Origin of the sequence: Enterococcus sp. DIV0294 (assembly GCF_050558155.1) — a bacterium.
GTDB classification, from domain to species: domain Bacteria; phylum Bacillota; class Bacilli; order Lactobacillales; family Enterococcaceae; genus Enterococcus; species Enterococcus faecalis.
The window spans coordinates 1,460,972-1,478,536 of record NZ_CP187889.1 but is presented as its reverse complement, the minus strand read 5'-3'; the positions used below and the strand labels follow the sequence as shown (position 1 = coordinate 1,478,536).

Annotated in this window: 19 protein-coding genes and 1 riboswitch; all 19 genes read left to right on the top strand. The window is 39.3% G+C overall.

The genetic code is table 11. From position 1 onward, the window contains the following. Nucleotides 1–28 precede the first annotated feature (28 nt). Nucleotides 29–178, top strand: a riboswitch (adenosylcobalamin (AdoCbl) riboswitch). A gap of 292 nt (nt 179–470) precedes the next feature. After that, nucleotides 471–1,601: a 1-propanol dehydrogenase PduQ gene (locus IGJ20_RS07265; RefSeq protein WP_002361859.1), complete on the top strand. Its 1,131-nt coding sequence runs from the start codon at nt 471–473 to the stop codon at nt 1,599–1,601. Between the two features lie 159 nt (nt 1,602–1,760). Next, nucleotides 1,761–2,108 carry an ethanolamine utilization microcompartment protein EutS gene (gene eutS / locus IGJ20_RS07260; RefSeq protein ID WP_002345864.1) on the top strand — a complete coding sequence of 116 codons (348 nt, stop codon included), beginning with the start codon at nt 1,761–1,763 and terminating at the stop codon, nt 2,106–2,108. 27 nt (nt 2,109–2,135) lie between these two features. Continuing rightward, the gene (locus IGJ20_RS07255; protein ID WP_002357503.1) at nt 2,136–2,708 is read left to right on the top strand and encodes an ANTAR domain-containing response regulator; all 573 of its coding nucleotides are present in this window, start codon (nt 2,136–2,138) and stop codon (nt 2,706–2,708) included. Next, a complete protein-coding gene (locus IGJ20_RS07250; protein WP_126254618.1) occupies nt 2,709–4,142 on the top strand; it encodes a sensor histidine kinase in 1,434 nt (477 codons plus the stop codon). It abuts the gene before it with no gap. 66 nt (nt 4,143–4,208) lie between these two features. Further along, on the top strand, nt 4,209–5,657 hold the full coding sequence (gene eutA, locus IGJ20_RS07245; RefSeq protein WP_002382341.1) for an ethanolamine ammonia-lyase reactivating factor EutA: 1,449 nt from the start codon (nt 4,209–4,211) through the stop codon (nt 5,655–5,657). 17 nt (nt 5,658–5,674) lie between these two features. After that, nucleotides 5,675–7,039, top strand: coding sequence for an ethanolamine ammonia-lyase subunit EutB (locus IGJ20_RS07240; RefSeq protein ID WP_002357506.1), 1,365 nt, complete (start codon nt 5,675–5,677; stop codon nt 7,037–7,039). Nucleotides 7,040–7,056: 17 nt separating this feature from the next. Further along, nucleotides 7,057–7,968 (top strand): ethanolamine ammonia-lyase subunit EutC, encoded by a 912-nt coding sequence (gene eutC, locus IGJ20_RS07235; RefSeq protein WP_126254617.1) that lies wholly within the window; start codon nt 7,057–7,059, stop codon nt 7,966–7,968. Nucleotides 7,969–7,981: 13 nt separating this feature from the next. Continuing rightward, complete coding sequence (gene eutL / locus IGJ20_RS07230) at nt 7,982–8,635, top strand: ethanolamine utilization microcompartment protein EutL (protein ID WP_002357509.1); 654 nt, start codon at nt 7,982–7,984, stop codon at nt 8,633–8,635. Nucleotides 8,636–8,648: 13 nt separating this feature from the next. Then, nucleotides 8,649–9,167: a BMC domain-containing protein gene (locus IGJ20_RS07225; protein ID WP_002357510.1), complete on the top strand. Its 519-nt coding sequence runs from the start codon at nt 8,649–8,651 to the stop codon at nt 9,165–9,167. Continuing rightward, nucleotides 9,158–10,636: an acetaldehyde dehydrogenase (acetylating) gene (locus IGJ20_RS07220; protein ID WP_126254616.1), complete on the top strand. Its 1,479-nt coding sequence runs from the start codon at nt 9,158–9,160 to the stop codon at nt 10,634–10,636. The genes IGJ20_RS07225 and IGJ20_RS07220 overlap by 10 nt, the downstream gene beginning before the upstream one ends. 123 nt (nt 10,637–10,759) lie before the next feature. Beyond that, a complete protein-coding gene (locus IGJ20_RS07215; protein WP_002357513.1) occupies nt 10,760–11,050 on the top strand; it encodes a BMC domain-containing protein in 291 nt (96 codons plus the stop codon). A 67-nt stretch (nt 11,051–11,117) separates the two neighbouring features. Further along, complete coding sequence (locus IGJ20_RS07210) at nt 11,118–11,681, top strand: hypothetical protein (RefSeq protein ID WP_161970848.1); 564 nt, start codon at nt 11,118–11,120, stop codon at nt 11,679–11,681. A 3-nt stretch (nt 11,682–11,684) separates the two neighbouring features. Further along, entirely contained in the window at nt 11,685–12,320 is a 636-nt protein-coding gene (eutD, locus tag IGJ20_RS07205) for an ethanolamine utilization phosphate acetyltransferase EutD (RefSeq protein ID WP_002357516.1), read from the top strand. A 14-nt stretch (nt 12,321–12,334) separates the two neighbouring features. Further along, entirely contained in the window at nt 12,335–12,934 is a 600-nt protein-coding gene (locus tag IGJ20_RS07200; protein ID WP_126254615.1) for a TIGR02536 family ethanolamine utilization protein, read from the top strand. A 12-nt stretch (nt 12,935–12,946) separates the two neighbouring features. Further along, a complete protein-coding gene (locus IGJ20_RS07195) occupies nt 12,947–13,210 on the top strand; it encodes a EutN/CcmL family microcompartment protein (protein WP_002377358.1) in 264 nt (87 codons plus the stop codon). A gap of 12 nt (nt 13,211–13,222) precedes the next feature. Further along, the gene (eutH, locus tag IGJ20_RS07190; protein WP_002396318.1) at nt 13,223–14,323 is read left to right on the top strand and encodes an ethanolamine utilization protein EutH; all 1,101 of its coding nucleotides are present in this window, start codon (nt 13,223–13,225) and stop codon (nt 14,321–14,323) included. A gap of 12 nt (nt 14,324–14,335) precedes the next feature. After that, complete coding sequence (locus IGJ20_RS07185) at nt 14,336–14,779, top strand: ethanolamine utilization protein EutQ (protein WP_002377360.1); 444 nt, start codon at nt 14,336–14,338, stop codon at nt 14,777–14,779. A gap of 87 nt (nt 14,780–14,866) precedes the next feature. Then, nucleotides 14,867–15,295, top strand: coding sequence for a CoA-binding protein (locus tag IGJ20_RS07180; RefSeq protein ID WP_002377361.1), 429 nt, complete (start codon nt 14,867–14,869; stop codon nt 15,293–15,295). 204 nt (nt 15,296–15,499) lie between these two features. Continuing rightward, nucleotides 15,500–17,557 carry a DNA topoisomerase IV subunit B gene (gene parE, locus IGJ20_RS07175; protein WP_126254614.1) on the top strand — a complete coding sequence of 686 codons (2,058 nt, stop codon included), beginning with the start codon at nt 15,500–15,502 and terminating at the stop codon, nt 17,555–17,557. Nucleotides 17,558–17,565: the final 8 nt, after the last annotated feature.

The following is a 17,565-nucleotide window of genomic DNA, read 5'->3' as shown; positions in this document are numbered from 1 at the left end:
AAAACTTATGGTAAATTTCAGATAGATTAAACGAATATTTTATGAAAAATATGAATGGAAGCCAGTGAGAATCTGGCACGGTCCCGCCACTGTGAAGAAGCAAGGTTGCTTTTAAGTCAGGTCTTTTCATTTTTTCATTATTGGGCATGCTGTTTCGAGGCAAAACAGGATGTTTCTTAACAACGCTTGTGTTGAAAATCCAGCCCAAGATATTTGTATTAATCCAATTAATGGCACGAGGAAGTGCTTTTGGGAATTTTGGGCTGGTCTTTCAATGTTGAAGGAGATTTCAGGTACAATGACGTACTGCTATATTCCCTTTTTTTATTGACAATTAATTAAAGGCGTTGTACTCTATGGATAAGGTTTCGTGTACAATGGCGTATACATAAGGAAGCAAAGACGCTTCAGACAGATGATTTTTCGTTTGTTTGAAGTGTCTTTTTGTATTTTATTAAGGAGGAATTGAGATGAAAACAATTCATTTCCCTACCGAACTATGGGTAGGAGAAGGCGCATTAGCCAATTTGGAAACACTTCATGATAAACGTGTTTTCATTGTCACAGATCCATTCATGGTTGACTCTGGATTTGTGAATGAAGTGACAAAGCATTTAACAAAAAGCGAATGGCAAATTTTTAGTGACATCATCCCCGATCCACCAATTGATAAGATTGCTGCGGGAATTAAGCAGTTAGCGACATTTCAAGGAGATACGATATTAGCTTTAGGTGGGGGATCCGCTATTGATGCGGCCAAAGCAATGAAATTTTTTGGCAAACGTACTTTGCAAACTCAGATTGCTGAGTTTATTGCGGTTCCTACAACTAGTGGAACTGGTTCAGAAGTTACGAATTTTTCAGTGATTACGGTTGCTGAAACTGGCACCAAAATCCCGCTTGTAACGGATGAAATTCAACCAGAAATTGCGATTTTAGATACAAATTTAGTGATGAGTGTCCCACCAAAAATCACAGCGGATACAGGAATGGACGTCTTAACGCATGTTATTGAAGCGTATGTTTCAACAGAAGCAAATCCGATTTCAGATGCGTTGTGCGAAAAAGTCGTTCGCCTGGTATTCGACAATTTAGAAATAGCCTTTAATGAGGGTAGCAACCAACAAGCCCGTGAAAATATGCATTTAGCTTCATGTATGGCAGGGATGGCGTTTAATGTTACTTCATTAGGCTTGAATCACGGCATTGCTCATGCGGCCGGTGCGCGTTTACATGTGCCACATGGACGAATGAATGCGATGCTCTTACCGGAAGTCATTGCATATAACAGTGGCTTAGCGAATGGCAAAGTCACCAACGAACCAACAGCTAAACGTTATGCGCAGTTAGCAAATTGTCTAAATGATACACAGACAACCAATGCACGGATTGGTGTTCAACAATTTATTCGACAAATCAAGCAACTCCGTCAAAAATTAAACATGCCTGCCACTTTTAGTGACTATGGTTTACCAAAAGAAGAAGTCCAAGCTGCGATCCCAAAAATAGCTGAAGGCGCATTGATGGATGGTTGCACCAAAACAAATCCTGTCCAACCAACAGCAGCAGAAGTGACAAAAATTTTAAATTCTATCTTATAAGCGATTGACAGGATGAAATCGATAACATATAATGTGGGTAGCACAACGGCGTGCTTCAAAATTTAAGAGCAAAGAAGCTCCTTAGTAGAAAGCGAAAGTGGAACCTTTACGTTTTTTATTGAGGATTTTTTATTTGCTAAATTAAAGGAGCGAGTCTGGTTGGAAGAAAAACAACGAATGATTCAAGAATATGTTCCTGGGAAACAAGTAACGTTAGCGCACATCATTGCTAGTCCTAATAAAGAAATTTATACAAAATTAGGGTTGCCAGAAGGCACCAGCAATGCACTAGGTATTTTGACAATCACTCCGAGCGAAGCGGCAATTATCGCTGTTGATATTGCGACTAAAAGCGGAGATATCCAAATCGGTTTTATTGATCGTTTTTCTGGATCGGTAGTCATTTCTGGTGACGTAAGCTCAGTGGAAGCAGCCTTACAAGCGGTGATTGAAGGTTTACAACAGATTTTAAACTTTTCTGTAACTTGTAAAATTACCAGAACATAGCGTTGAAAGGACAAGGGCGTGAAGAAAATGGATGGACGAATTGTAATAGTCGATGATGAACCTATTACGAGACTCGATATTCGTGATATTGTGATAGAAGCAGGGTACGAAGTAGTCGGTGAAGCAGCCGATGGTTTTGAAGCAATTGAAGTATGTAAAAAAACACAACCTGACCTAGTATTAATGGACATTCAAATGCCAATTTTAGATGGTCTAAAAGCAGGTAAAAAAATTGTTCAAGACCAACTAGCCAGTAGTATTGTCTTTTTATCTGCATACAGTGACGTACAAAATACGGACAAGGCTAAAAAATTAGGCGCACTGGGTTATTTAGTTAAACCTCTAGATGAAAAATCATTAATACCTACAATTGAAATGAGCATTGAACGAGGCAAACAAACGCAGCTGTTACTAAATCAAATCGATAAATTAAGTTTAAAATTAGAAGAACGTAAAATTATCGAAAAAGCCAAAGGTATTCTTGTAAAAGAAAATCATATATCGGAAGAAGAAGCCTACCAAATGTTGCGTACGTTAAGTATGAACAAACGCGCACGTATGAGTGAAATTGCAGAATTGATTGTAATGGATGATGAATAAATGAAACGATTAGAGCAATTATGTCACCAATATACCAATCTTTCAGAATCAGACATTAAAGAATTACAACGTACAGCACGTTATCTTTCTTCGACGACACTCTATCAAAGTGCAGATGTTTTTATTGATGTGTATAAGGAAATGTCACAGCAAGCACTAGTCGTTTATCATAAGCCGCCTGCGAAGACAACTTCTTTATATAGCGGAGATGTCGTCGGGATGGAAGCTTTATTAAAAAATGAACCTGGTGTTCTGCGTACCATGCAAACTAGCTTAAATAGCATTGGTTTGTTAGCAGTGACTCAGGAAAATCGTTTGATTAAGCAAAATATCTATCCCATTCGCAATGAACATCGAACGATTGGTGTCATTATTGTCGAGATTGCGGCAGATGAAGAGATTCAAGCGGACTTACAAAAAGAGGAGCTAAATAACTGCCAGTTAGCAAAAGTAGCGAAATCAACTAGTCAAGTCGACGCATTATTTATTGATCAATTGGCAGAAGCCGTTTTGATTTTTGATGCGGCGGGTCACTTATTAATTACCAATCACAATGCACAAGAGCTTTATCGCAAACTTGGTTATCGGGACAATATCATTGGAATGAGTTATGACAATTTGTCCATCGATTATACAACTTTTGAATATGTGTTGTATCAAATGAAATATAAAATGAGTAATCAACCTATTGAAAGCAAAACGACCTACCTTAATTATTATTTTAAGGTTCGAAAAGTATGGTTGGCATCAGAAGAACAACTGATTATGATTATTCAAGACAATACAGAATTTAAAGAAAAAGAAGCGGAAATTATTTCCAAATCTGTTGCGATTCGTGAAATTCATCATCGTGTTAAAAATAACTTGCAATCGGTGGTTTCCTTATTGCGTATTCAAGAACGGCGAACGCAAAGCCCCGAAGCAAAGAAAGTCCTTCATGAAAGTGTCAATCGAATTATGGCGATTGCAGCCACCCATGAATTGCTGTCAAAACAAGTCAAAGATGACGTTGCTTTACGGCAAACATTGGAAGCAGTGATGTATAATTTTAGACATCTTTTTCAAGGCGCACAACCCATTGAGATGATGATGGATGTTGATCCAGCCATTATGGTTTCTAGCGAACAAATGGTCACCATTTCCCTTGTTGTCAACGAACTATTACAAAACATTTTTGATCACGCATTTGAGCCACAAACAAGTGGCGTTGTTAAACTTAGTGGAACATTAGATAATAAAATGATTACCATTACTGTTACAGATAATGGTAAAGGCTATGACGTTCATCAAAGTAACGAGACCAGTTTAGGTTTGATGATTATCAAAAGCTACGTAAAAGATAAATTAAAAGGAAAAATTACAATTGAATCCAATAAACAGGGAACTAAAACCTGTTTCTATTTCGAACAGAACACCAGTGATGTTGTTCATTGATTAAGCAAAGGCGCTTAAAGAAAAGTAGAAAGAAATTTTCTAACGATTCTTTAAGTGCCTTTTTGTATGCAAAAGGAGGCGAGTCAGGCGATGTCGAAGGAAACACTTTTAACCGTAGGGATTGATTTAGGGACGTCTACAACCCAATTAGTCTTGTCAGAATTAACTGTTGAAAATTTTGCCTCTGCGTTTACAGTACCACGTATCAGCATTTCTGATAAAAAAGTCATTTACCGAAGTGACATTATCTTTACACCCTTACTTAACCAATCAGAAATTGATGCAGAACCTATCAAAGCGTTTGTAGCGGAGCAATATCGCCAAGCAGGCATTCATAAACAAGATATTCAAATGGGTGCGGTAATTATCACAGGTGAAACTGCTCGAAAAAGCAATGCCAACAATGTGCTACGAGCACTTAGTGGCTATGCAGGTGATTTTGTCGTTGCTACGGCTGGTCCTGATTTAGAAAGTATCATTGCCGGGAAAGGCGCTGGTGCTCAAACTTATTCTGAAACGAAACGCAAACCGGTGGTTAATTTAGACATTGGTGGGGGAACGACAAATTTAGCTGTCTTTAAAGATGGCGAAGTGATTGACACGGCTTGTTTTGACATTGGCGGACGCTTAATTAAATTAGATCAACAACAAAAAATCACCTATATAGCTCCGAAGATTCAAGAAATTATAAATAAAAAAGGGCTAACCTTGCACCTTGGTGACCAAGCCACCGAACAAAACTTACTGCCAATTATTTCGGAATTAGTTGCCGTGTTAGAAAATAGCATTGGCTTGGGGACACAAAGTCCGTTCTACCAGTTATTAGTAACCAACCATCCACTACGAAAAGGTGAGGAATTACCAATTGTAACATTTTCTGGTGGTGTGGCTGATTGCTTAAATACGACAAGTACGAATCTCTTTAAATATGGAGACATCGGCTTGCTTTTAGGAAAATATCTGAGAAAGTCACTGATTTTTTCGGAAAAAGAAGTCTTAGAAAGCGCAGAAACAATCCGAGCGACGGTCGTCGGAGCAGGTTCACACACTGCTGAAATTAGCGGAAGCACGATCGCTTATCGTGAGCAAATTTTGCCGGTAAAAAATATCCCAATTCTAAAATTAGCGCAAGAGGATGAAACCCTTACTGTGACAGAATTAGGCCAGCGAATCCAAGAAAAACTCAATTGGCATCGTATTGAAGAAACACCCCAGATTGCCCTAGCAATTAGAGGCATGAGCAATCCAACATTTGCTGATATTCAACGCTATGGTCAAGGGATTGTGGAAGGATTAGCTAGTTTAGTTGCTGAACAAATTCCCATTATTGTTATGGTGGATGAAGACATGGCGAAAGCTTTAGGGCATGCCTTAAGTGCCCATCTACCAAAAGACTATCCGTTTATCTGTCTTGATTCGGTCAAAGTAGAAAACGGTGATTATGTAGATATCGGTTTACCAGTGGCAGAAGGAGCCGTCCTTCCAGTCATTGTTAAGACCTTAGTATTTAATTAAAAAGGAGCGACACAAAGATGATTTTAAAAACCAAACTATTTGGCAAAGTCTATCAATTTACATCCGTTAAAGAAGTCTTAGCCAAAGCCAATGAAGAAAAGTCTGGCGACAAGTTAGCTGGCGTAGCTGCTAATTCAGCCGAAGAACGCGTGGCAGCGAAAGTCGTTTTATCGGAATTGTCCTTAAATGACTTGTTTAACAATCCCGTTGTTGATTATGACGAAGACGAAGTGACACGCATTATTATTGACCAAGTCAATATGCGAATTTTTGAAAGTATTAAACATTGGACAGTTGCAGAATTACGCGAATTTATCTTATCTTCGGAAACAACCGATTTTGATATCAAACGAATTTCCCGTGGACTCACTTCTGAAATGATTGCTGCTGTCTGTAAATTAATGTCCAACATGGATCTAATTGTTGGCGCAAAAAAAATCAATATTGAAAAAACCGCCAACACAACGATTGGCCGTCCCGGAACTTTTTCAAATCGTTTACAGCCGAACCATCCAACCGATAATGTCGATGGCATTATGGCATCAGTTATGGAAGGTCTTTCTTATGGCGCCGGTGACGCGTTAATTGGTTTGAATCCTGTTGATGATTCTACAGAAAGTGTTAAACGGATCTTAAACAAATTTGAAGAGTTCCGCAGCGAATGGGAAATTCCAACACAAACTTGCGTGCTTGCTCACGTAACGACACAAATGGAAGCCATGCGTCAAGGCGCGCCAACTGGCTTAGTCTTTCAATCCATCGCTGGTTCAGAAAAAGGGAACACAGCATTTGGTTTAAATGCAGAAATTTTAGCTGAAGCACAAGATTTAGCGCTTCACAGTGGTCAAGCAGCTGGTCCTAATGTGATGTATTTTGAAACAGGTCAAGGCTCAGAACTTTCTTCTGAAGCGAACTTTGGCGCAGACCAAGTCACAATGGAAGCGCGTTGTTATGGCTTAGCCAAAAAATTTGATCCGTATATTGTAAATACCGTTGTCGGCTTTATTGGACCAGAATATCTTTACGATTCAAAACAAGTCATCCGCGCTGGTTTAGAAGATCATTTCATGGGCAAATTAACTGGAATTTCAATGGGCTGTGATGTCTGCTACACCAACCATATGAAAGCTGATCAAAATGATATGGAAAACTTAGCAATGTTATTAGCAACAGCTGGTTGTACGTATATCATGGGGATTCCTCATGGCGATGATGTCATGTTAAATTATCAAACAACTGGGTTCCATGAAACTGCGACGATTCGTGAAACATTAGGCTTACGTCCAATTAAAGAATTTGAAGAATGGATGGAAAAAATGGGCTTAATGGAAAACGGAAAATTAACAAGTCGCGCTGGCGATGCATCTGTATTTATTAAATAAACGAGGTGAGAATACAAATGAACGAAAAAGAATTAAAAGAAATGATTGCCGGAATTTTAACAGAAATGGTCGCTGACAATCAAGCGGTTTCGACTGCCACTGTGACTGCTGAAGAAAAACCAGTCACAACACACGTCACTGAAACGACAGAAATTGAAGAAAGCCTAATTCCTGACATTACTGAAGTAGATTTACGTAAACAATTACTATTGAAAAATGCCGTAGATCCTGAAGCACTATTAAAAATGAAAGCTTTCTCGCCAGCTCGTTTAGGCGTTGGTCGTGCAGGGACGCGTTATATGACTAGTTCAACATTACGTTTCCGAGCGGACCATGCGGCAGCACAAGATGCGGTCTTTTCAGACGTAAGCGAAGACTTGGTAAAAGAAATGAATTTTATTTCTACAAAAACAATCTGTAACAGTAAAGATGAATATTTAACACGTCCAGATTATGGTCGTCAATTTGATGAAGAAAATAGTGAAATCATTCGGAAAAATACGACACCAAAAGCCAAAATCCAAATGGTCGTAGGGGATGGCCTTAGTTCAGCTGCTATCGAAGCGAATATTAAAGAAGTCCTACCAGCAATTAAACAAGGATTAAACATGTACAACTTAGATTTCGACAATGTAGTTTTTGTTAAATATTGTCGCGTGCCAGCAATGGATAAAATTGGTGAAATCACTGACGCTGATGTTGTTTGCTTGCTAGTTGGCGAACGTCCTGGTTTAGTAACAGCTGAATCTATGAGTGCCTACATTGCTTACAAACCAACTGTCGGTATGCCAGAAGCCCGGCGGACAGTTATTTCAAATATTCACAAAGGTGGGACACCGGCTGTTGAAGCAGGGGCCTACATTGCCGAAATTATCAAAAAAATGTTAGACAAGAAAAAATCTGGTATTGATTTAAAAGAAGCTGAATAAAGGAGGATTTCTCATGAAAAATGATCGTCTAGGCGCAAATGTCCTAAGTATGAAAGTCATTCCCAATGTCGATCCGGCATTAGCAAAAGAATTATCATTGAAACCAGAACATCGCTCATTAGGAATTGTTACTTCCGATTGTGATGATGTCACTTATGTTGCATTAGATGAAGCAACCAAAGCCGCCGATGTTACTGTAGTTTACGGTAAAAGTATGTATGCTGGCGCAGCAAATGCTTCAACCAAATTAGCCGGTGAAGTGATAGGCATTATTGCTGGTCCGAGTCCTGCCGAAGTCAATAGTGGCTTGAGTGTCATTACGCAAGTCATTGAAGAAGAAGCCAGCTTCTATAGTGCTAACGAAGATGACAGTATTGTTTATTTTGCACATGTAGTATCAAGAACGGGTAGCTTTTTATCTGAACAAGCGAATATTCCTGAAGGTGAAGCGATTGCTTATCTGATTGCACCACCGCTAGAAGCAATGGTTGGCTTAGATGCAGCAATGAAAGCTGCCGATGTTCAAATGGGTGTCTTTTATGGCCCACCTTCTGAAACGAACTTTGGCGGTGCCTTATTGACAGGTAGTCAATCTGCATGTAAAGCTGCTTGCAGTGCGTTTGAACAAGTCATTCAAAATATCGCTGACAATCCGTTGAGTTATTAAGGATGTGACCTGAATGAAAGCATTAGGAATGGTCGAAGTCAAAGGTTTTTTAGGTGCCATTAGTGTGGCTGATGCGGCATTGAAAGCCGCCGACGTTACTTTGTTAAAAGCTGAAATTATTAATGGCGGTTTAACAACTGTGGAACTGATTGGTGACGTTGCCGCGGTCCAAGCTGCCGTTGAAGTAGGCACGGAAGTAGCTAAAGAATTAAATTGTTTAATTGCTCATCATGTGATCTCACGGGTTGATGCTCAAACGGAAGTAATTTTATCAGATCCAGAACCCAAGTCAGCACCTGAACCGATGGAACAAGTAGAAGTAATTGAAGAAGAGATTGAAACACCAGATTTGGAAGAACACACAGGCACACGCCAAAAATTAGAAACACAACGCGTGGTTGATTTACGCAAACAAGCCTACAAAATGAACCTAAGTAGTTTAAAGAAAAGTGAGATTAAATTTGCCAATAAAGAAGCTTTAATTCAAGCAATCATGGCTGAAATAGAAAGAAGTGAAGACGAGTGGAATTAGTAGATAAAGACTTACGTTCCATCCAAGAAACAAGAAATTTAATCAAAAAAGCCAAAGAGGCACAACAAGTATTAGCAACATTTTCGCAAAAACAAATCGATGCGATTGTCCAAGCAGTTTCAGAGGCTACGTTTAACCAACGAGAAAAGTTAGCGAAAATGGCCAATGAAGAAACAGGATTTGGTATCTATGAAGATAAAATCATCAAAAATGCTTTCGCTTCAAAAGTAGTATATGACGAAATGAAGGACAAAGCTACAGTTGGTGTGATCCATGATGATGCTGCCCAAAAAGTCACTGAAATTGCTGTCCCAGTTGGTGTAATTGCAGGATTAATTCCTTCTACCAACCCGACATCAACAGTCATTTACAAAGCATTAATTTCATTAAAAGCTGCCAACAGCATTGTTTTTTCACCACATCCCAATGCGTTGAAATCGATTATTGAAACAGTGGAAATTATCCAAAAAGCGGCTATTGCTGCAGGGGCACCAGAAGGTTGTGTCTCGGTCATCAAAACGCCAACTATGCAAGCGACCAGCGAATTAATGAAAAATAAAGAAACAAATTTAATTTTAGCTACTGGTGGAAACGCAATGGTTAAAGCCGCGTACTCTTCTGGGACACCAGCAATCGGTGTTGGGCCTGGTAATGGACCAGCCTACATCGAACGAAGCGCAAATGTTCCTCATGCAGTGAAACAAATAATGGATTCAAAAACTTTCGATAACGGTACAATTTGTGCATCGGAACAATCAATTATTGTTGAAACTGTCAACCGTGAAGCGGTCAAAGAAGAGTTAATTAAGCAGGGCGCGTATTTCTTAAGTCCAGCCGAAGCCGACAAATTAGCTAAATTTATTTTACGACCAAACGGTACAATGAACCCGCAAATCGTAGGACGTTCCGTTCAACATATTGCTTCATTAGTCGGTTTATCTATTCCAAAAGATCGCCGCTTAATTGTTGCCGAGGAAACACATGTAGGTTTGAAATATCCATTTTCAAGAGAAAAATTGGCACCGATTATTGCTTTCTATACAGTTGAAAACTGGGAAGCAGCTTGCGCGTTATCAATTGAAATTTTGAAAGGTGAAGGTGCGGGTCATACGATGGGTATTCACACAGAAAACAAAGAAGTCATTCGTGAATTTGGCTTAAGAAAACCCGTCTCTCGTTTGCTTGTTAACACCTCTGGTACACTTGGCGGAATTGGTGCTTCAACTAACTTAGTGCCAGCATTAACACTAGGTTGTGGCGCAGTTGGTGGCAGCTCAACTTCTGATAATATTGGGGTTGAAAATCTGTTCAATTTACGTCGTGTTGCTTATGGCGTGCGTGATTTAGAAGAGATTCGTCAAGAATTTGGTCAAACATCAACCACATCTGTGGCTACTTCTTGCGAAACAACCAATCAAGAAGAACTAGTAAATGCCGTGGTGGCTCAAGTTTTAGCTCGCTTAAACTAACAAGAAACGAGCGAGTAAGAGTAAAACAAATGAATTATTGGATTTAGGGTTTGGGACCTAAGTCAAATTGATAATTGTCCCAAATTTTTAAAAATAAAACATACATCTTAGGAGGAAATTATAATGTCAAGTACAAATGCTTTAGGAATGATCGAAACTCGTGGTTTAGTAGGTGCTGTTGAAGCAGCCGATGCAATGGTGAAAGCGGCAAACGTTACTTTAATTGGAAAAGAACAAGTCGGTGGCGGTTTAGTTACAGTAATGGTTCGCGGTGACGTTGGTGCCGTGAAAGCAGCAACAGATGCTGGTGCTGCTGCAGCAGAACGTGTTGGCGAATTATTATCTGTCCATGTAATTCCACGTCCACATACAGAAGTAGACGCTATTTTACCACACGCAACAACTGAATTATAATTTTGATTTTTTGGGGCAGAGGTAGGTTCATTACTTCTGTCCTAAACTTTCATTGAGGAGGGGTGTTATGACAGTTATTACAGAAGATATGCTTCGCATCAAAAGGCTAAAAAAAGAACTAGAAGATGGCACGGATTTTGTGTTTCCTGTAGGCAGTTTTCTGACGCCAGCCGCCAAAAGCTATCTACGCGAGCATCGGATTAATAGCAGCTTCTCTTCAACAAACCCATTGCTTTCTGAGGTTCATTCAGTGAAGGCCTCCTCACAAAAACAAGAAAATTTATCAAAAGAAACAATTTATGAGATTCGGCACTTAAGCCATCTATTGTATTTGCCTTTCTTAACGAATGAAGCGTTATCAACAGAAGGTTGGTTATATTTCGAACAACAACAACTGTGGTTAGAGAAATTTATTTTAGAACAGTCGCTTGTAATGGAACCAGTCATTTTGGAATCAAAGGTAACTATTCTAACTAACCAACAGAGACAATGGCGCTATTCCTCAAAAGAAATTCAATTACAACTAGATAAAATTATTCTCCAGTTAAAAGGAGAATCACAACTGTTCGGCCTTTTTCAATCTTGGGCTACAGAATTAGTTAGCACCATGACTGAAATATCACGAAACTAGGAGATGAACAAATTGGATTCAATGAATGAAATTGTTGAAGAAGTTGTTAAACGAATTCAGCAACAACAACAAAATACTTTTGAAGTTGAAGCTTCTGGCCGACATGTTCATTTGTCTCGTCAAGAGATTGATGCATTATTTGGACCAGGATATCAACTAACAAAAGTGAAAGATTTATCACAACCTGGACAGTTCGTTTGTAAAGAACGAATTACGGTTGCTGGACCTAAAGGACTTTTTCAAAATGTGGTTATTTTAGGCCCTGAACGTAGCGAATCACAGGTCGAAGTTTCTATGACGGATACGCGTATTTTAGGAATTAATGCCCCAGTTAGAGAGAGTGGCAAGACAGAAGGGACACCAGGCGTCACGCTGATGAACGGATCAGCAGTTGTGACATTAAGTCACGGTTTAATCGTTGCCAAACGTCATATTCACATGACACCAGAAGATGCCTTAAAAAATAAAGTAAGCAATAGCCAAATTGTACAAGTCAAAGTGGAAGGCACACGTCCGTTAATCTTTGATGATGTAGTTGTGCGAATCAGTCCGCGATTTGCAACGTACATGCACATTGACTACGATGAAGCCAACGCTTGCGGCTTAACCAAAGGAGCTCGTGGCTATATTCTTAAGTAAAAGGAGGCAAGACAATGAACGTTTCTGAAATGGAAAATTTGATTCAACAGATTACTGATCGAATTTGCCAACAATTGCTGTCGTCGTCTTATTCAGTGGCTTTAGCAGAAGCAAAAGAAGCATTTCCTGAAGAAATGTTTGTTCGTTTTCCTAATGTAAATTGGGTAACCAAGGAGCAGAAGCTAGCACGAGGCTTGGTTGTAAAGAGGCTAACGATTTCCCAAGTAAATGCGATTGCGCATTTACAGGAAACGGATGAATTAGTCAAAAACATCTTAGCATTCTTATTTGAAGGTAAGCCGGTATTGGTTTTAACCCCAATACCTTCAGTGAGTAAAAATTCACGATTGAAGTATCGTTTGAAACAAACGATTCAGGAAAACGTGGACATGTGCCAACAGTTTGGGATGATTTTTTATCATGATTCAGAAAATTACGCTGTGTTTCAGGCGGCCTGTCAAAAACAACTTCGTTCTTTAGCTGAGACCAAACGAACCTACATTACTGAAAAACAATTGATAAGAATGACAGAATCAGGTGTTTCTTTAAGTAAAAACGCCTATTTAACCCCGTTAGCGAAAGATTATGCTAGGAAACATCAATTGCTGACGTAAGGAGGAAAAACGATGCTTTTAGGAAAAGTGACTGGTAGCCTTTGGTCAACAAGAAAAGATGAAAAATTAAATGGCTGGAAATTTATGATGGTTGATATTTTGAATCAAGAGGACGAAAAGCAAGGATTTTTAATTGCTGCTGACAACGCTGGAGCTGGTGTCGGGGACAAAGTGTTAATTAGTCAAGGCAATGCTGCCCGTATTTCGGCAGAAGATCCGAAGGTCCCAATTGATGCAATGATTGTTGGTGTCATTGATTCTACAGAGGAAGAATAGGGAGGACGAGACATGAGCATTAATGAAATTATTATGTATATTATGGTTCTTTTCATGATTATTGGAGGAATCGATAAATGTATTGGCAACAAACTAGGTTTAGGGGAGCAATTTGAGGAAGGGATTATGGCTATGGGTTCTCTAGCGCTTTCTATGGTAGGGATTATCACTTTAGCGCCTGTCTTAGCCAATCTTTTAAGTCCGATTGTCGTTCCTGTCTATGAATTACTAGGGGCTGATCCAGCAATGTTTGCCACAACCTTATTGGCTAATGATATGGGAGGCTTTGCGTTAGCGCAACAATTAGCCAATGATCCACAAGCTGGTTTATTTGCGGGGGCAATCTTAGGTGCAATGATGGGGCCAACGTTAGTCTTTACAATTCCAGTAGCGCTGGGCATTATCCAAAAAGACGATCAGCAATTCTTAGCAACGGGTGTTTTGAGCGGGATTATTACAATTCCTTTTGGTTTATTAGCAGGTGGGTTAACAGCTGGCATGCCATTGTCATTGATTATTCCTAACTTAATTCCAATTATTATTGTTGCTGCTTTAATTATTTTAGGTTTATGGTTAGCGCCAAATGGCATGATTAAAGGCTTCCAAATTTTTGGTCAAGGCGTAGTGATTGTCGCTATCTTTGGTTTAGTTGTGGGGGCGATTCAACTATTATTAGGAATTACAGTGATTCCTGGTATTGCACCAGTTACTGAAGGAATTGAAGTCGTTGGCGGGATTGCTTTAACTTTAGCTGGCGCTTTCTGTTTAGTCGCTGTGATTACGAAAGTCTTTAATAAACCATTGATGAAACTAGGAAAAGTTTTAGGAATGAATGAAGTAGCGGCTGCAGGAATGGTTGCTACATTAGCTAACAATATTCCCATGTTCCAAATGTTAAAAGACATGGATAATCGAGGAAAAATTATTAATATCGCTTTTGCTGTTTCGGCTTCTTTCGTTTTAGGTGACCACCTTGGTTTTACTGCAGGCGTAGCAAAAGAAATGATTTTTCCAATGATTGTTGGCAAATTAGTTGGAGGGATTACCGCCATTTTTGTGGCTATCTTTATGGCAAATCGAATGCTAGGGAAACCCGAAACAGAAGTGAAATAATGAGGTGTAAATATGACAGAATTAAATCGTGAAATGATTGAAACACTTGTTCGACAAATTGTCACAGAAAAATTAATGCCGACTAAACAAGTGGATCCAAGTGGAATTATGTCCATCAAATTACCCAAAATTGACGTAACAGAAGACGATCGCTTAGATACAGGCAACCCAGCGGACATTGTTTACACAAAAGATCTGTTTTCTTTAGAAGAAAGCCCGCGCCTTGGTTGCGGTTTAATGGTGATGAAAGATACCACCTTCGACTGGACGCTAGAATACGATGAAATTGATTATATTATTTCAGGACAATTAGATATACTGATTGACGGACGTAAAATTTCTGCAACAGCCGGCGAAATTATTTTAATCCCGAAAAGTAGCAAAATTCAATTTTCAGTGACGGGGGATGCCCGCTTTGTCTACGTGACTTATCCAGCAGATTGGCAAAGCCAATAATTATTTTGTCGGTATTCAGAGAATAATTTTGCCAAAACCCTTTACTCAGCGTTATAATAAATAAGAACGAAAAAAGGGGTTGAGTGAATGACATTTGAGAATCCAAGTCAAAATCAAATTTTTGATATTCTAAAACAAGCAAAAAATATTGCGGTGGTTGGTTTGAGTAACAAGCCCGACCGCACAAGTTACAAAATTGCAGAAATTTTACAGCAACATGGCTATCGTGTGTTACCTGTCAATCCAGTTTTAAAAGGCGAAACGGTGCTTGGCGAAACGGTTTATGGGGCATTAACAGAGATTCCTGAAAAGATTGATATTGTTGACGTCTTTCGGCGGAGTGAATTTTTGCCAGAAGTGGCCGCAGAAACATTGAAAACAGAAGCGCCTGTCTTTTGGGCCCAACTAGGTTTGGAAAATGAAGAGGCAGCGAACTTGTTATTAAATGAAGGTCGTCAAGTTATTATGGACCGTTGTATTAAAATTGAATTGGCAAAAATGGCAGATGCTGAATAAACACGTGTAATTTTATAAAGAAAGAGCGTCCTGAACGGAAAGCTCTTTTTTTTTTGACCCAGATAGAGTATTATTGTAATGATGGTTTTAGAAGGAGCGAACGGAAAACGCAAGAAACCCGCTCACTCTTCTTCTAATTCTTTAAGAAATAGTTAATGTACGCTTATTAACTAAACGAGAATCTAAGTATAAGGAGTTTTTTCTTTGGCTAAAAAAATTAACAATGAGTACAATGATGCCTCTATCCAAGTCCTAGAAGGATTGGAAGCAGTGAGGAAAAGACCTGGTATGTATATCGGTTCAACCGATAGCCGTGGACTCCATCACTTAGTCTATGAAATTGTCGATAACGCAGTCGATGAAGCGTTATCTGGCTACGGGAATGAAATCAACGTAACTATCCAAAAAGATAATAGTATTTGTGTTGCAGACTCTGGCCGCGGAATGCCAACAGGGATGCATGCTTCTGGTATCCCAACAGTAGAAGTAATTTTTACTGTCTTACATGCGGGTGGTAAGTTTGGCCAAGGTGGCTATAAAACTTCAGGCGGACTCCATGGGGTGGGTGCCAGTGTTGTTAATGCCTTATCTAAGTGGTTAGAAGTTCATATTGTTCGTGATGGCGTAGAATACATGGAACGATTTGAGGACGGCGGTAAACCAGTTGGTACCTTAAAAAAAATCGGCAAAACAAAAAAACGCAACGGCACCTCTGTTACTTTTTTACCTGACGACACCATTTTCTCTACGACAAATTTTTCTTACGAAATTTTAGCAGAACGTTTGAGAGAATCAGCTTTCTTATTAAAAGGCGTCAAAATTACTTTAACAGATGAACGTGGGGAAGAACCCAAAGAAGAAGTCTTTCACTACGAAGAAGGCATTAAAGAATTTGTTTCCTATCTAAATGAAGAAAAAGATACATTAACACCCGTTGTTTATTTTTCAGGAGCCAAAGAAGGTATTGAAGTTGAATTAGCCTATCAATACAACGATGGCTATTCTGAAAATGTTTTATCTTTCGTTAACAATGTCCGCACAAAAGATGGCGGTACCCACGAAGTCGGTATGAAAACGTCAATGACAAAGGCGTACAATGAATATGCACGTAAAGTAGGACTATTAAAAGAAAAAGATAAAAATTTAGAAGGTAGCGACTTCCGTGAAGGCTTAGCAGCCGTCCTTTCTATTCGAGTACCAGAAAACTTACTACAGTTCGAGGGCCAAACCAAAGGGAAATTAGGTACACCTTTAGCAAGAACCGTTGTCGACAACGTCGTAGGCGAACAAATGGGCTTCTATTTACAAGAAAACAGTGAAATGAGTCAATCATTAATTCGGAAAGCGATTAAAGCCCGTGAAGCCCGTGAAGCGGCTCGCAAAGCCCGTGAAGAAAGCCGGAACGGTAAAAAACGGAAAAAAGGCGAATCGTTACTTTCTGGAAAATTAACCCCGGCTCAATCCAGAAATCCTAAGAAAAATGAATTATATCTTGTCGAAGGAGACTCGGCCGGTGGTTCAGCAAAACAAGGACGCGATCGGAAGTTTCAAGCCATTTTACCGCTACGAGGAAAAGTCATTAATACGGAAAAAGCGAAAATGCAAGACATCTTGAAAAATGAAGAAATCAATACTATGATCTATACGATTGGCGCAGGCGTTGGTCCTGAATTTTCAATTGAAGATTGTAATTATGATAAAATCATCATCATGACCGATGCGGATACCGATGGTGCCCATATTCAAGTGTTGCTATTAACGTTCTTCTATCGTTATATGAAACCATTAATTGAAGCCGGCAAAGTCTACATTGCCTTACCACCTCTTTATAAAGTCTCTAAAGGAACTGGAAAAAAATCAGTCATTGAGTATGCTTGGACCGATGGTGAATTGGCAGAAGTGATTGATAAAGTTGGTAAAGGCTATATGCTCCAACGCTATAAAGGTTTGGGTGAAATGAATGCAGAACAACTTTGGGAAACAACGATGGATCCTGAAACTAGAACCTTAATTCGTGTTCGGATTGATGATGCAGCTCAAGCAGAACGCCGTGTGACCACATTAATGGGCGACAAAGTCGAACCTCGTCGAAAATGGATTGAACAACATGTTCAATTTACATTGGAAGAAGATGGCAGTATTTTAGATCGTTCAGAAGAAGACACTTCTGCACCAACAGGAGAACGCCTTTTAGATGCGGAAAAAACAAAAGAAGCAGAACAAACCGATGACACTGAAATCAGTTTGTTTGACATAGAGTAGGGAGTGAC

Coding starts and splice junctions, on each gene's coding strand:
- eutC (WP_126254617.1), top strand. CDS start 7,057: ATGAACGAAAAAGAATTAAAAGAAATGATTGCCGGAATTTTAACAGAA.
- eutH (WP_002396318.1), top strand. CDS start 13,223: ATGAGCATTAATGAAATTATTATGTATATTATGGTTCTTTTCATGATT.
- IGJ20_RS07210 (WP_161970848.1), top strand. CDS start 11,118: ATGACAGTTATTACAGAAGATATGCTTCGCATCAAAAGGCTAAAAAAA.
- IGJ20_RS07240 (WP_002357506.1), top strand. CDS start 5,675: ATGATTTTAAAAACCAAACTATTTGGCAAAGTCTATCAATTTACATCC.
- IGJ20_RS07265 (WP_002361859.1), top strand. CDS start 471: ATGAAAACAATTCATTTCCCTACCGAACTATGGGTAGGAGAAGGCGCA.
- IGJ20_RS07200 (WP_126254615.1), top strand. CDS start 12,335: ATGAACGTTTCTGAAATGGAAAATTTGATTCAACAGATTACTGATCGA.
- IGJ20_RS07185 (WP_002377360.1), top strand. CDS start 14,336: ATGACAGAATTAAATCGTGAAATGATTGAAACACTTGTTCGACAAATT.
- eutA (WP_002382341.1), top strand. CDS start 4,209: ATGCAAAAGGAGGCGAGTCAGGCGATGTCGAAGGAAACACTTTTAACC.
- IGJ20_RS07180 (WP_002377361.1), top strand. CDS start 14,867: ATGACATTTGAGAATCCAAGTCAAAATCAAATTTTTGATATTCTAAAA.
- IGJ20_RS07215 (WP_002357513.1), top strand. CDS start 10,760: ATGTCAAGTACAAATGCTTTAGGAATGATCGAAACTCGTGGTTTAGTA.
- IGJ20_RS07195 (WP_002377358.1), top strand. CDS start 12,947: ATGCTTTTAGGAAAAGTGACTGGTAGCCTTTGGTCAACAAGAAAAGAT.
- IGJ20_RS07225 (WP_002357510.1), top strand. CDS start 8,649: ATGAAAGCATTAGGAATGGTCGAAGTCAAAGGTTTTTTAGGTGCCATT.
- eutD (WP_002357516.1), top strand. CDS start 11,685: ATGAACAAATTGGATTCAATGAATGAAATTGTTGAAGAAGTTGTTAAA.
- IGJ20_RS07250 (WP_126254618.1), top strand. CDS start 2,709: ATGAAACGATTAGAGCAATTATGTCACCAATATACCAATCTTTCAGAA.
- IGJ20_RS07255 (WP_002357503.1), top strand. CDS start 2,136: ATGGATGGACGAATTGTAATAGTCGATGATGAACCTATTACGAGACTC.
- eutL (WP_002357509.1), top strand. CDS start 7,982: ATGAAAAATGATCGTCTAGGCGCAAATGTCCTAAGTATGAAAGTCATT.